Raw genomic sequence first — 13134 nt, forward strand, 5'->3', positions numbered from 1 at the left:
TTCGGGAAGGGCCTCGCCGTCAACCCTTGCCCCGGGTGCGGGTCTTGTGGGGTTTGCCGTTCTGTTCGATGAACTGGATGATGCGGCCGGCCACGTCGACGCCGGAGGCGGTTTCGATCCCTTCCAGGCCGGGGCTGGCGTTGATCTCGATGACCACCGGGCCATGGTCGGAGCGCAGGATGTCCACACCGCAGACGTTGAGGCCGACGATCTTCGCCGCCCGTACCGCCGTGGTCCGCTCCTGGGGGGTGAGTTTCACCGGCTCCGGGGTGCCGCCCCGGTGCAGGTTGGAGCGGAATTCCCCTTCCTTGGCCCGGCGCATCATGGCGGCGACCACTTTGCCGCCCACCACCAGACAGCGCAGATCCGTGCCACCGGCCTCCTTGATGAACTCCTGCACCAGGATGTTCTGGCGCAGGCCCATGAAGGCCTGGATCACGCTTTCGGCGGCCTTGCGGGTTTCCGCCAGCACCACCCCCACCCCCTGGGTGCCTTCCAGCAGCTTGATCACCAGCGGTGCACCCTGCACCTCCCGCAGCAGGTCGTCGATGTCGTCCGGGGAGTGGGCGAAGCCGGTCACCGGCAGGCCGATCCCTTCCCGGGACAGCAGCTGCAGGCAGCGCAGCTTGTCGCGGGCGCGGCTGATGGCCACGGACTCGTTGACGGGGAACACCCCCATCATCTCGAACTGGCGCAGTACGGCGGTGCCGTAGAAGGTGATGGAGGCGCCGATGCGGGGGATCACGGCGTCAAAACCGGTCAGCTCGCTGCCCTTGTAGTGGATGCTGGGCTTGTCGGAGGTGATGTTCATGTAGCAGCGCAGGGGGTCCAGGACCTGGACCTGATGTCCCTGGGCCTTGGCGGCCTCGACCAGCCGACGGGTGGAATACAGGCGGGAATTTCGCGAGAGAATGGCAATTTTCATGCAAGGCTTCGGGGCTTGGAAAAGGCGGGCCAAGCTTGAGGCTTTGCGTGGGCTTGGGCAAGAGGAAAAGCCCTTCTTCCTCGCCGAGGAAGAAGGGCGGGGCAGCCATCAGCCCATGGCCTGCTGCCGGGGGGAGCGGCGGCGGCGGTGGTTCAGGATGACCACTACACCCTGCCGCTTGACCTCCGGCAGGGATTGCACGATGGCCCGGCCCAGCGGGCGGGGCAACTGCTCGAACAGACGGGCCACCGTATAGGTGGGCAGCCCTTCGGCCAGGCGTACTGCATCCTTCGGCGAAATATGCAGCAGTACCCGAATCTGGGACTGCTGCGCCAGTTTCAGAAACCGCAGGCGCGCAGCGCCGTATTCCCCCATCCGCACCGCCGTATCCACCGTCTCCAGCGCCATGTCCGTCCACGGCAGGGCGTGGATGGCGTCATTGGCCGCTTCGAAAGGGGTGGCTGCGTTGTTCATCAGATTGGTCATGTCTACTTTTCCTTCCTGCCCCCGGGGGCATGCTGCAAGGGTGTCCGGTTGGGTACGTCGACCGGTTTCGGGTGGAAGCCATGACACGACGGGAAGAAAAGCCGCATGAACCCATCACGAAAAACACCGCCCAGACGGCGGCGGAGGGATCATGCGTAAAGTGGGGGGCTCCCGTACGTGCCCTGGATGGGATCGGCGCGTCGGGATCAGGAGCCCCGGACGGTCAGATGACCGTGGCGGGGAACTCGTCTCGACGGACGCTGCACCACACCCATGCCGGACCCGAAATGGTCGTCACGCGTGTGCAAGTTGTACAGCAACTGTCCATACGAACACGAAGTCCTCTGTGGCCTGACATGTGCCCCCGGACACGGCCGGGGACGGGCGCAAAGATACCCCGTCGGCCGCAATTTTGAAAGCCCTTTGATTCGCGTTTTTACAGTTTTTTTACAGCAGTGCTAAGCGGGCCTGCCGCGGGGTTCGCCGGCCAGCCAGGAAGCCGTGGAATCCACCAGATAAGTGGCGCATTGCAGGGCATTACGACCCAGCAGCATGCGAAAACTCATGGTGTCCCGGTTGGTGAGCGTGATCTCTACCAGGTGGACCCGTGTGCCGATGACGATGGGGGTGTGAATCACATGGCGTCGCTGACGGTGTCCACCCGAGTCGGTGACCACCCGCCGGTCCGATACCGGGGCCTCGCAGTCCACCACCATGTCCCGCCGTCGCCGCAGGGGATGCACGCCGAAACGCACCCAGGCCTGTCCGTCCCGCGTAAAGGGTTCCACGTAAAAGGCGTGCAGGGCGCAGGTGCGGGCACCGGTGTCCACCTTGCAGGTGATGCTGTCCAGGCCCAGTTCGGGCAGGGCGATGCGTTCCCGCCAGCCCAGGCGGGGTTGCGTCGATGGGGAGTCGGTCTGGTTGCTCATGGGTGGGTGTTGATCCGTTGGGGCATTTGGAAGGATGATACAACGCAATTCCCGTTCCCTTGTCGGCAAGGAGGCTGACCATGTCCAGGGGCTTACCCTGTCTACCCGTTGAGGCCCATCTCACCCTGGCCGGGCGGCCGCTTCCGGTGCTGTCCCTGCGAGGCAGGGAGTGCCTTAGCGGGGTCTGGCGACTGCATCTGGAAGTCATGGGGGCCGGTAGCGCCTACCTGAGGCAATCGGGGGCGATCGCCCGTCTGGAACTGCGGGACGAATACGGTGCCTGCAAGGTGTTCGACGGCATCCTCTGCAGTTGCGGTCCCGTCCCCGGGCTGGATGTCCCCTGGGTCGGCGTGCATCGGTTCCGTGTCCTGCTGCGTTCCCGCCTGTGTCGGCTTGCCCTGAGTCGGCGGACTCGCCTGTTTACCGGCCTGAGCCCACCTGATCTGGCGGGGTGCTTAGTGGCGCCGACGGGGCTCCGCTTGCTGACGAACCGGCTGATGCACGCCTACCCACCCCGCGCGGGCATCCTGCAGGCGGATGAGTCTGACCTGAGTCTGCTGGCCCGGGTCCTGTCCAGGGCCGGTATCCATTGGCATGCCACGGTACACCAGGGTCTGGAAACCCTGGTGCTGGTGGATGACCCCGCCGGACTGATGTCGGCCGCGCCCTCGGAACTGACCTGGCTGGGTCCGGCCGGCGGCTGGAGCCGTCGACCGCCCGGGGTACTGTCCGTCCATGAGCGGGTTCGCCCGGTGCCGGGGCATTTCACGGTCACCGGGCGGCTGGCGGACGGCCGGGCCTACCGGGCCTCGGCGCTGACCGGATACGGGGCGGGTGTACAGGACTGGACCGGGTACGGGCTGCATACGGTGGAGGCACTGGACCGTCGGGCCCGGCTGCTGGCGGAACGGGCCCGATGTCGGTATCGCACCCTGTCTCTGGAGACCACGGTCCTGGGACCCGGCGTGGGTGAATGGGTATGGCTCAAGGATGTCCCGGGCCGCCCCGGTCTTGCGGGTGCCTGGCTGGTGACGGCCATGCATCACCTGGCCATGGCCGGGGATGACGGGCGGCTCAACTATCTGGGCCGGATGGCGCTGGCGCCTCGGGATCTGCCTTGGCGGCCGCCGGAGCCCAGGCGCGCCCGGGCGCTGCCGGATTTGTTGCCGGTGGCGGTGGCGGGAGGCCCGGGGCAGGTCGCCGGACCCCGGCTGGATGGTGCCGGGTGTTACAGGGCCCGGCTGGAGGGGGAAACCGATCCGGCGTCCGTGACGCCGTGGCTGGATCGTATGACACCTTACGCGGCCCCGCCCGGGACCACGGGACGTGCCGGCGGCTGGCATGCCCCGTGGCATCCGGGGCAGCGGCTGATGTTGGTGTGTCTGGGGGGGGACCCCGATGGTTTTGCGGTCCTGGATGGGGCCTTCCCGGATGCCCGGCATCCCTCGCCCGTCAACCGGGAGCATCCGGCCGAGCATCGTTACCAGACCCCGGGCGGGCTGACCCTGCTCATGGATGATCGTCGGGATGCCCCGGTGATCCGCCTGCATACGGCGGGTGCTCAGCACTGGCTGTCGCTTGAAGCCGGCACGGATGGTCATCTGCTGTCCCTGGTCTGCCGCCAGGGTGCCCTGATCCTGCGTGCCGGCACCTGTCTGCACGTGCGCAGCGGTGGTTCCCTGACCGCCCGGATCGGGGGCGGGCAGCTGGAACAGGTCCATGGTTCGGTCCTGCGGCGCAGCGATGGGCACATGCAGGGCAGGGCCGCGACGAATCTGCGGGGGTCGGCCGGCGGGGACCTCTCGATGACGGCGGGCGGGGAACTGCGGGTCCGGGCGGGCAGGGAGATGCATCTGCTGGCCGGGCATGATCTGGTGCTGTACGTGGCCCAGGGCGGGCTGCAATGGCGGGTGGCGGGAGACCTGCGGGTCATGGCGGACCGGGGACTCCGGATCGAGCCCTTGGGAGCGGCGCCGATCCGCATTCAGACCGGTGGCGGCGGCATCACCATACTGCCGGCTGCGGGACAGGTGCTGATCCACGGCCGCGGGGTGTGTCTGAGCGGGCGCAAGGTGGATCTGTGGGGCGCCCTGGATACGCGGGTGCCCCGAAAATGACCCGACTCAGCGAGGAAAGATCACCAGGTGATTGAAGCCCAGCTTGAGGGGGATGCGTTCCCCCAGGGCGTAGTTTTCATGGGACGGGGCCAGGCACAGCACAGTGTTGCCGCTGCCCAGTCGCAGGGTGTAGAGGAAATTGGCCCCCCGGAAGGCCTTGTCGGTGACCTCGCCGAAAATCCTGCTGCCGTCGTCGGGCAGGATGTCATCGGGGCGTACCAGCACGTCCACCGGGTCTCCGGGTCGACAGGCATCGGGGATCATGCCGGTGATGGCTCCCAGTTCGGTCTCCACTTCGTGCTCGTTGAGCACGGTGCCCATCAGCATTCTGCCCTGGCCGATGAAGTCCGCCACGAACCGGGCCGCCGGCTTGTGGTAGAGGTTATAGGCGGTATCCCATTGCAGCACCCGACCGGCGTTGATGACGGCGATGCGGTCGGCAAAGGCAAAGGCCTCGTTCTGGTCATGGGTGACCAGCATGGCGGTGATGTCTTCTTGCTTGAGAATGGACCGGACTTCCCGGGCCAGGCCCTCGCGCAGTTCCACGTCCATGTTGGAAAAGGGCTCATCCAGCAGCAGCAGCCGCGGGCGCGGGGCCATGGCCCGGGCCACGGCAATGCGCTGCTGCTGCCCACCGGACAGTGCGTGGGGATAGACCGGACCGTAGTCCGGCAGGCCGATGAGCCGTAGCAATTCGGTAACCCGTTCCCGCCGGGCGCGGCTGGACTGGCGACGGATGCCGAAGGCGATGTTCTCCGCCACGGTCAGGTGCGGGAACAGGGCGAAGTCCTGGAACACCATGCCCACCTGTCGCCGCTCCGGGGGCAGGGTCCACCCGGCCTGGCTCACCACCTGGCTGTCCAGCAGCACCCGCCCCGCGCCTGCCGGCTCAAAGCCGGCGATGGTGCGCAACAGGGTGGTCTTGCCGCAGCCGCTGGGGCCCAGCAGGCAGCCGATGACGCCCTTGTTCAGGGCGAGGCTGACGTCGTGGACGACGGTGGTGCCGTCGTAGCCCACGCTGACGTGGTCGATTTCAAGCAGGCGTGTCATGTCCGGGTCTGGAACGGCTGATGGTGCGGCTGATGAGGATCACCGGGATGATCCCCGCCAGGACGATGGCCAGGGCCGCGCTGGCGGAGTCCGCCAGCCTCTCGTCCGAGGCCAGCTCAAAGGCGCGCACCGCCAGGGTGTTGAAGTTGAAGGGGCGCAGTATCAGCGTTGCCGGCAGCTCTTTCAAGACATCCACGAACACCAGCAGCAGGGCGGTGAGCAGGCTGCCGCGCATGATGGGCATGTGGATCTTGCCCAGGACCTGCCGCGGCGGTGTGCCCAGGGAGCGGGCGGCATCATCCATGGACGGCTTGATCTTGGCCAGACCTGCTTCCACCGTCTGCAGCGAGACGGCCAGGAAGCGCACGCAGTAGGAGAACACCAGGGCCACCAGGGTGCCGGAGAGGATCAGGCCGGTGGAGATGCCGAAGGCGTCGCGCATCCAGCCGTCGATGGTGTTGTCGATCCAGGCAAAGGGCAGCATCACGCCCACGGCGATGACGGTGCCGGGGATGGCATAGCCCATGCCGGCCACCCGCACCGCGCCATTGACCGGCAGGGAGGGGCGCAGGCGCTTGCCGTAGGCCAGGATCAAGGCCAGGGCCACTGCCAGCACGGCGGCGATGGCGGCCAGAGAGACGCTGTTCCAGACCAGGCCCAGGAACTCCGGCTGCATCCACATGTGCGGGGTGCGCAGGGCCCACAGCAGCAGCTGTGCGGAAGGGATCATAAAACCCAGGACGATGGGCAGGGTGCAGACCACGAGGGCGGCGGCTAGGTGCCTGCCCCGAAGCCGGTAGCGGGGCAGACGGGAATAGCGGGCACTGGTGTGGTGAAAGCGGGCGCGGCGTCGGGAGTAGCGCTCCAGCACGATCAGCACGAGGACGAAGGTCATCATGATCCCCGCCAACTGGGCGGCGGCACCCGGGTCGCCCAGGCCGAACCAGGTGCGGAAGATGCCGGTGGTGAAGGTGGGAATGCCGAAATACTGCACCGTGCCGTAGTCCGCCAGGGTTTCCATCAGGGCCAGGGAGAGGCCGGTAATGATGGCGGGCCGGGCCAGGGGCAGGGCCACGCGACGAAAGCCCGCCCAGGGTCCGGCGCCCAGGGTCCGGGAGACCTCCAGCACGCAGACGGACTGCTCCAGGAAGGCGGCGCGGCTGAGCAGGTAGACATAGGGGTAGAGCACCAGGGACAGCATGACGATGGCCCCGGGCAGGGAACGGACCTGAGGGAACCAGTAGTCACCCCAGCCCCAGCCGGTCCACTCCCGCAATTGGGTCTGCACCGGACCCGCGAAGTCGAGCATGCCGGTATAGGTGTAGGCGATGATGTAGGCCGGCATGGCCAGGGGCAGCAGCAGCGCCCATTCGAACAGGCGTCGCCCGGGGAAGTCGCACATGCTCACCAGCCAGGCGGTGGGGATGCCGATGAGCAGGACCCCCACGCCCACGCCCCCCATCAGGATCAGGGAATTGGTGACATAGTCCTGCAGCACGGTTTGTCGCAGATGCAGCCAGACGTCCGAGGCCGGGATGAAGACATGGGCAAAAATCACCAGTACCGGCAGGGCCAGGATGGCGGCGATCAGGGGGATGCCCAGACTCCAGGCATCGGGGCGTTTGAGACGGCCCGGCGAGAACAGCCCTTGCAGGGATACCGGGGCAGTCCTCATGGGGTCGTCGGGTGGCTGGTCATGGGGAGGTGTCTGGGGATCGGGTCTTTGGGAAGGGGCATAGTCTACTGCGTATCGAGCAGATGACAAATGATCCGGAGATTGATTCTCCTTAATAATGTTCCGGGTCATCACATTCCCGCGTCCGGGTCAGTCATTCCTGTGTCTGAGTCCGTCATTCCCGCGCCAGCGGGAATCCGGTCATGGCCTCAAAACCGTTCAAGCCTTGGGCTCCCGCTTTCGCGGGAAGGCACGGGAGTGATGGAAAGGGGGTACGGGAGTGACGGAAGGGCATTCTTTCATGGGATGACGGAATGGGTGGTGCCGGTCTTTCCGCATGGGGGCTATCGGTCATTCCTCACCCGTCCTTCTCCCCGCCAGGGGAGAAGGACGGGTGAGGAAGAAGGTAACAACTCAGCGCCAGCCGGCCCGGTCCATCAGTCGCACGGCGGCGGCGTTGAAGTCGCCCAGCAGGCCCAGGTTGACGGCATCGGCCTGGAATTCACCCAGTTCAGCCAGGGTGCCGCTCCATTCCACGCCGGGCTTGACCGGGTACTCCTGGTTGGCTTCCGCATACCAGCGCTGGGCACTGTCACCGGCCATGAACTCGATCAGTTTGACGGCATTGTCCGCGTTGCGGGAATGGGTCACCACGCCGGCGCCGCTCACGTTCACATGGACGCCCCGGTCATCCTGGTTCGGCCAGAAGACGCCGATGGACTGCGCGGCGGTACGCTCTGCGTTATCATCGGAATTCAGCATCTGACCAAGGTAGTAGGTATTGGCGATGGCCAGGTCGCACTGTCCCGCCGCCGCGGCCCGGATCTGGTCCCGGTCGCCCCCCATGGGTGGGCGCGCCATGTTGGCCACCAGGCCCCGCGCCCAGGTTTCCGTCTCGGCCTCGCCGTTGGCGATGATCATGGAGGCGGTCATGGACTGGTTGTACACGTTGCTGGAAGAGCGGATGCAGATGCGGCGCTGCCACTTGGCGTCCGTGAGGGCCTCGTAGGTGGACAGGTCCGCCGGATCCACCTTGCCCTTCACGTACATGATGGGGCGGGCGCGCATGGACAGACCGTACCAGTAGCCTTCCGGGTCGCGGTAGCTCTCGGGGATGGACTCTTCAAGCACGGTTGATGTCACCGGTCGCAGGACGCCGGCGGCCTTGGCGCTGTGCAGATTGCCCGCGTCCACGGTGATGAGCACATCCGCCGGGGTATTGCGGCCTTCGCTGCGCAGGCGCTGCAGCAGGGCGTCGGCCTGGGCGCTGACGATGTTCACGCGAATGCCGGTCTGTTCGGTAAATTCGTCCATCAGGGGCTTGATAAGGGCCTCTTGGCGGGCGGAATAGACGTTGACCTCACCCTGGGCCAGGGCCGACACGGGCAGGGTGAATGCCAGTGCACAGGCCACGAGCAGGGCGGCCGGCTTTTGGAACGTTGCTTTGACCATGGGGTGAATCACTCCTTCAGGTGCTGATGATCGAGGGATGCCGGACCGGTGCTGGGATGAATCCGGTAAACGGACTGCAAACAAGAACGAGTGTCATTTGTTTCTCGAGTGCTGTCAAGATGCTCCTGAAAGAGGCGCCATTGAGGCAGCGTCATTGAGACCGTGTTAACAGACGTGGGATTACGGGCGGCCGGCGGTGAAAAAAAGATCGGGGATTGCTGCATACTGACGAATGACCTCGGCGGTGTCGGTAGTGAGACGTTGCCGTCGCCAAGGGATATCGAGCTCGGGGACGTCAGCGTTGCGGACTGAAATCCCTGGGCTCCCGCTTTCGCGGGAGTGACGTAAGCAAGGTGGCGGGAGTGACGCAGGGAATGGTGCCGTGGTGGTGCAGGGAATGGTGCCGTGGTGGTGCAGGGAACGGTGCCGTGGTGGTGCAGGGAACGTGTCGGAGTGACACAAGGAACGGTGTGGGAGTGACACAAGAGGCCTTCGCGGGAGCGACGGCGAGGAGCTTTTTCAGAACTTCCCAAAGATCCTGGAGAAATGATGGATAGCGATTCCCTGAAAATCCCGAAAAAACTGATTCCGGTGAAGGTCTGGGTGCATCCGGATGGCCTGGTTGTGGGGGAGATCTTCGTCCACTTTCAAAGTAATCAGCACGATGGGGAGGAGGAGCCGGCGGAGGTCCTGAACGGTAACGATGACTTCTTTGCGATGCGCAGCCGGTCGGGTGAACTGCGGTTTTACAACAAGCATGCGGTGGTCCGTGTGGAGTACTCGGCACAGGCAGCCCGTCTTGAGGCCGACTATGCCTCCTGTCTGCTGGCCCGACTCTATCTCATGGATGGCTCTCGCCTGGAGGGCAAGATCCGGGAAGTACTGCCTCCCGGCAATGCCCGTCTGTATGACTACATCAATATCTTTGACCAGCGCTTTGTGCGGCTTTTCCTGTCCGACCAGACCGTAACCCTGGTCAGCAAGGCCTATATCGTACGAGTGGAAGAGCGGCCGGTGGATGACGTGTCCCATGAGTTTTCTGGCTGATTTTCGCGCAGAGCGGATGATTGCCCGATTGCTGCGGGCAAAGGACCTGGACAGCGCCGAGTCATTGCGTCTGCGGAACAAGCTCAAGGCGCTGGGACAGCCTGCGGTGGAGCGGTTGTTGCGCCTGTTGCCGGAGGCGGATGAATCCAGGTTGAAGTCCGTTGAGTGGATGCTGGAAGGCCTGCTGGATCAGTCAACCTTGCCTTTGATTCTGTCCCGTCTGGGGGATGCGGGACAACGTGGGACGGCGCGAATCATGCGTTTGCTCAGCCATGGCCGGGGCTATGACCCTCATCGCCTGGCCGAGGCGTTCAGCGTCCCGGAACTGCCCAAGGCACCGCTGATCCAGATCCTCACCGCCCAGAAGGATCGCCTGGACGGCAGCACCTTGTTACGGATCGCCCACCAGTTGCAGCCGGCGGATCGTAACGCCCTGTTCCAGGTCATCGAGCTGGTGGCCGACTCTGCCATGATCCCCGAACTGATCAACCGCGCTTCGGGTAAGGACCCGGGGGTACGGCAGCAGGTGGTCAGGGTCCTGGGTCGTTTCGATACGCCGGAGGCGCGCAAGACCCTGGAGGCCTGTCTGAAAGATGCCGACAAGGGCGTGCGTCAGGCAGCGATGGCCGCTTTGGTGGGACGGGGTGTCGCCGTGGACCTGGCGTCCCTGTGCGATCTGCTGCGAGACCCTGACATGAACATACAGGAGCAGGCCGTGGACGCCGTCATCCGCCGTCATGACCCTGCCACCATGACCCATCTGCTGCCGATTCTTCGGGATGAGTCCGAATATGTACGTCGGGCCGGAGTGGAGGTGCTCAACAGTATCGGCACGGCCCACGACGTGAAACAGCTGCTGACCTCGGTGAAGGACGAGGATTGGTGGGTCAGGGCCCGGGCCGCCGATGCCCTGGCCCGGATCGGTGGGCCGCGGGTGGTCAAGGCAGTGGTGGAACTGCTGCGGGATGACGATGAGTTCATTCGCCGCTCCGCCGTGGAGATCCTGAATGCGACCCGTGACGAAGGGGCGCTGGAACATCTCATGGTCGCTCTGGATGACTCGGACTGGTGGGTCAGGGAGCGGGCCGTGGATGCCTTGGGTGACCTGGGTCATCAGGCGGCGGTACCGGTATTGATCGATCTGATGGAGCGGGATACCAAAGCGGCGCCCGCTGTCATCCGGGCCCTGGCCAAGCTGAAGGATGACCGCGCCGTGGAGCCGTTGCTGAAGCAGCTGGCCGGGGCCAGTGACGCGGTCCGCGTGGATGCGGTGCAGGCCCTGGGTCAACTGGCGGATTCATCCAATGTGCAGCGCATCCTGCAGGCGATAGAACGGCACGCCTCGGGTACGGAGGGAGAGCTGGAAATCACGGGGCGGGACGTCTCGGCCCGTCTGGGTGCCCGGTTTGCCCTGACCGGGGGCGGGGCTGCGGTGATGGAGCGGACATTGCTCACGGATGATGTCACCTCCATGCTGGGGGATGATACCGGAGGTGGTGTCACCGGGACGGTGCGCAAGATGCCCGGTACGCCAAGGGCGCCGACGCAGGCCGCCCTGGATCTGAACGCCCTGGAGCCCGGTGATATGCTGGGGGATCGGTATCGCTTTGTTCGTCGTGTCGGCAAGGGGGCGTTCGGGACGGTCCTGCTCATGGACGACACCATGATTTCGGAAACCATCATTCTCAAGGTGATGAATCCTCAGCTGGCCGCCGACGAGGAAATGATCAAACGCTTCATCCAGGAACTGCGCCTGTCCCGCAAGATTACCCACGAGAACGTCATTCGCATCCATGATTTTCTGGTGGTCCAAGGGGCGCTGGCCATCTCCATGGAGTATTTTCCTTCCGCCACTCTGGGGGCCATCCTGCAGAAGACAAACCCGCTGCCGGTGGTGCGTGCCCTGCGGTATGCGGAAGATATCGCGGCCGGCATGTCCGCCGCCCATGACGTGGGGGTCATTCATCGGGACCTCAAACCGGGGAATGTGCTCATCAATAGCCGGGACGTCCTCAAGATCGTGGACTTCGGCGTGGCCGCAGTCACCGGGGCGGGGGATACCCGCCTGACTCGGACGGGCATCCTCATCGGCACCCCCAAGTACATGGCACCCGAGCAGGTCCTGGGCAAGCCCGTCTCGGTGCGTTCGGATATCTATGCCCTGGGGGTGTTGCTCTACGAGATGCTGGCGGGGCGTCCGCCTTTCCTGGGGGAAGATCAGGTCTCCATCATGTATCAGCATGTGCAGGGTCAGGCGGTTCCATTGCCCGAGCTGAACCCGGCCATCGATCCGGCCCTGGCCGAGGTGGTGGCCCGGATGATGGCGGTGGACCCGGAGGCCCGTTACCAGAGCATGGCCCAGGTGCGCGAGGTGCTGCATGCCCAGAATTGACGCCTTTCTGAAGCTGGCCCGCGAGCAGGGCTGCTCGGATCTCCATCTGGCCGTGGGCCTGCCCCCGCTGCTGCGCATGAACGGCGACATCATGCCCATCCGTTTCCGGGATTTGGCGGCCCGGGAGCTGGAGGCCTACGTCATGGAGATCCTGACTCCGGCGCAGAAACAGCGTTTCGGCGAGGGGGATGATCTGGATTTCTCCTACGTGACCGATGAGGTGGGGCGTTTTCGCGCCAACCTCTACCGCAAGGCGACGGGCATCGGCGCCACCTTTCGCCATATCCCCGCACAGGCCCCGAATCTGGACAGCCTGGGTCTGCCGCCGGTGGTCAAGACACTGATCGAACATCATCAGGGCATGGTCCTGGTCACGGGATCCACCGGCACCGGCAAGTCCACTACTCTGGCGGCCATCATCGACTACATCAACACACACCGGGCGGTGAACATCATCAGTCTGGAAGATCCGGTGGAGTTCGTGCACCAAAGCAAGCGCGCCCAGGTGATCCAGCGCGAGGTGGGCAATCACGTCCCCAGTTATGCCCATGGACTGCGCAATGCCCTGCGCGAGGACCCGGATGTGATCCTGGTGGGTGAACTGCGGGACGTGGATTCCATGATCATGGCCATGATCGCGGCGGAGACGGGGATCCTGGTGCTGGGGACCTTGCACACCAACGGCGCTGCCGCCACCGTGGATCGTATTATCAACGCCTTCCCCGCCATGAAGCAGGCCCAGATCCGGGCCATGCTGTCCACTTCGCTGCGCGGTGTGATTTCCCAGCAGCTGGTGCGCCGTCAGGATGGTCAGGGGCGCATGGCAGCGGTGGAGATCCTGGTCAATACCCCGGCGGTGGCCAATCTGCTGCGGGAGGGCAAGACCGAACAGCTGGTCGGCACCATGCAGTCCGGTGCCCTGGTGGGCATGCAGACCCTGGATTCTGCCCTGCGCCGTCTGCTGGATGCCGGCCGGATCACAGGTCGGGAGGCCTATCGGCAGGCCATCAGCAAGGCCGAGTTCGAGACCGTGCGAGAACAGGGCTGAGGTCAGGCCGCGT

10 protein-coding genes are annotated in these 13134 nt (G+C 65.0%); 4 read left to right on the forward strand and 6 right to left on the reverse strand.

Annotation, left to right across the window (positions count from 1 at the left end; genetic code table 11):
• Window positions 1-19 precede the first annotated feature (19 nt).
• From rimK to LQ956_RS06405, 3 genes are all read right to left on the reverse strand, one after another.
• Entirely contained in the window at window positions 20-925 is a 906-nt protein-coding gene (gene rimK, locus LQ956_RS06395) for a 30S ribosomal protein S6--L-glutamate ligase (RefSeq protein WP_238622798.1), read from the reverse strand.
• A 108-nt stretch (window positions 926-1033) separates the two neighbouring features.
• The gene (locus tag LQ956_RS06400) at window positions 1034-1411 is read right to left on the reverse strand and encodes a hypothetical protein (RefSeq protein ID WP_238622799.1); all 378 of its coding nucleotides are present in this window, start codon (window positions 1409-1411) and stop codon (window positions 1034-1036) included.
• Window positions 1412-1869: 458 nt separating this feature from the next.
• A complete protein-coding gene (locus LQ956_RS06405; RefSeq protein WP_238622800.1) occupies window positions 1870-2340 on the reverse strand; it encodes an ATP-dependent zinc protease family protein in 471 nt (156 codons plus the stop codon).
• A gap of 80 nt (window positions 2341-2420) precedes the next feature.
• Between LQ956_RS06405 and LQ956_RS06410 the strand changes: the two genes are divergently transcribed.
• Window positions 2421-4457, forward strand: a complete 2037-nt coding sequence (locus LQ956_RS06410) for a type VI secretion system Vgr family protein (protein ID WP_238629425.1) — start codon at window positions 2421-2423, stop codon at window positions 4455-4457.
• A 6-nt stretch (window positions 4458-4463) separates the two neighbouring features.
• On the opposite strand, the gene LQ956_RS06415 is transcribed toward LQ956_RS06410, so the two are convergent.
• From LQ956_RS06415 to LQ956_RS06425, 3 genes are all read right to left on the reverse strand, one after another.
• Window positions 4464-5507 carry an ABC transporter ATP-binding protein gene (locus tag LQ956_RS06415; protein ID WP_238622802.1) on the reverse strand — a complete coding sequence of 348 codons (1044 nt, stop codon included), beginning with the start codon at window positions 5505-5507 and terminating at the stop codon, window positions 4464-4466.
• Window positions 5491-7182 (reverse strand): ABC transporter permease, encoded by a 1692-nt coding sequence (locus LQ956_RS06420; protein WP_238622803.1) that lies wholly within the window; start codon window positions 7180-7182, stop codon window positions 5491-5493. The genes LQ956_RS06415 and LQ956_RS06420 overlap by 17 nt, the downstream gene beginning before the upstream one ends.
• 414 nt (window positions 7183-7596) lie before the next feature.
• A complete protein-coding gene (locus LQ956_RS06425; RefSeq protein ID WP_238622804.1) occupies window positions 7597-8634 on the reverse strand; it encodes a Fe(3+) ABC transporter substrate-binding protein in 1038 nt (345 codons plus the stop codon).
• Window positions 8635-9183: 549 nt separating this feature from the next.
• On the opposite strand from LQ956_RS06425, the gene LQ956_RS06430 reads away from it, so the two are divergent.
• Genes LQ956_RS06430 through LQ956_RS06440 form a run of 3 tightly spaced genes read left to right on the forward strand, consistent with a single transcriptional unit; the run spans window position 9184 to window position 13121 of the window.
• On the forward strand, window positions 9184-9681 hold the full coding sequence (locus LQ956_RS06430; protein ID WP_238622990.1) for a hypothetical protein: 498 nt from the start codon (window positions 9184-9186) through the stop codon (window positions 9679-9681).
• Window positions 9665-12073, forward strand: a complete 2409-nt coding sequence (locus LQ956_RS06435; RefSeq protein ID WP_238622991.1) for a HEAT repeat domain-containing protein — start codon at window positions 9665-9667, stop codon at window positions 12071-12073. Before LQ956_RS06430 ends, LQ956_RS06435 begins: the two co-directional genes overlap by 17 nt.
• Entirely contained in the window at window positions 12060-13121 is a 1062-nt protein-coding gene (locus LQ956_RS06440) for a type IV pilus twitching motility protein PilT (RefSeq protein ID WP_238630369.1), read from the forward strand. Before LQ956_RS06435 ends, LQ956_RS06440 begins: the two co-directional genes overlap by 14 nt.
• Window positions 13122-13134 lie beyond the last annotated feature (13 nt).

The sequence above is a fragment of the Ectothiorhodospira lacustris genome (assembly GCF_022227845.1).
Taxonomy (GTDB): domain Bacteria; phylum Pseudomonadota; class Gammaproteobacteria; order Ectothiorhodospirales; family Ectothiorhodospiraceae; genus Ectothiorhodospira; species Ectothiorhodospira lacustris.

Bases quoted from the DNA above. Each gene is read 5' to 3' on its own strand.
- LQ956_RS06420 (WP_238622803.1), bottom strand. From the start codon at position 7,182: ATGAGGACTGCCCCGGTATCCCTGCAAGGGCTGTTCTCGCCGGGCCGT.
- LQ956_RS06430 (WP_238622990.1), top strand. From the start codon at position 9,184: ATGGATAGCGATTCCCTGAAAATCCCGAAAAAACTGATTCCGGTGAAG.
- rimK (WP_238622798.1), bottom strand. From the start codon at position 925: ATGAAAATTGCCATTCTCTCGCGAAATTCCCGCCTGTATTCCACCCGT.
- LQ956_RS06415 (WP_238622802.1), bottom strand. From the start codon at position 5,507: ATGACACGCCTGCTTGAAATCGACCACGTCAGCGTGGGCTACGACGGC.
- LQ956_RS06440 (WP_238630369.1), top strand. From the start codon at position 12,060: ATGCCCAGAATTGACGCCTTTCTGAAGCTGGCCCGCGAGCAGGGCTGC.
- LQ956_RS06425 (WP_238622804.1), bottom strand. From the start codon at position 8,634: ATGGTCAAAGCAACGTTCCAAAAGCCGGCCGCCCTGCTCGTGGCCTGT.
- LQ956_RS06410 (WP_238629425.1), top strand. From the start codon at position 2,421: ATGTCCAGGGGCTTACCCTGTCTACCCGTTGAGGCCCATCTCACCCTG.
- LQ956_RS06405 (WP_238622800.1), bottom strand. From the start codon at position 2,340: ATGAGCAACCAGACCGACTCCCCATCGACGCAACCCCGCCTGGGCTGG.
- LQ956_RS06400 (WP_238622799.1), bottom strand. From the start codon at position 1,411: ATGACCAATCTGATGAACAACGCAGCCACCCCTTTCGAAGCGGCCAAT.
- LQ956_RS06435 (WP_238622991.1), top strand. From the start codon at position 9,665: ATGAGTTTTCTGGCTGATTTTCGCGCAGAGCGGATGATTGCCCGATTG.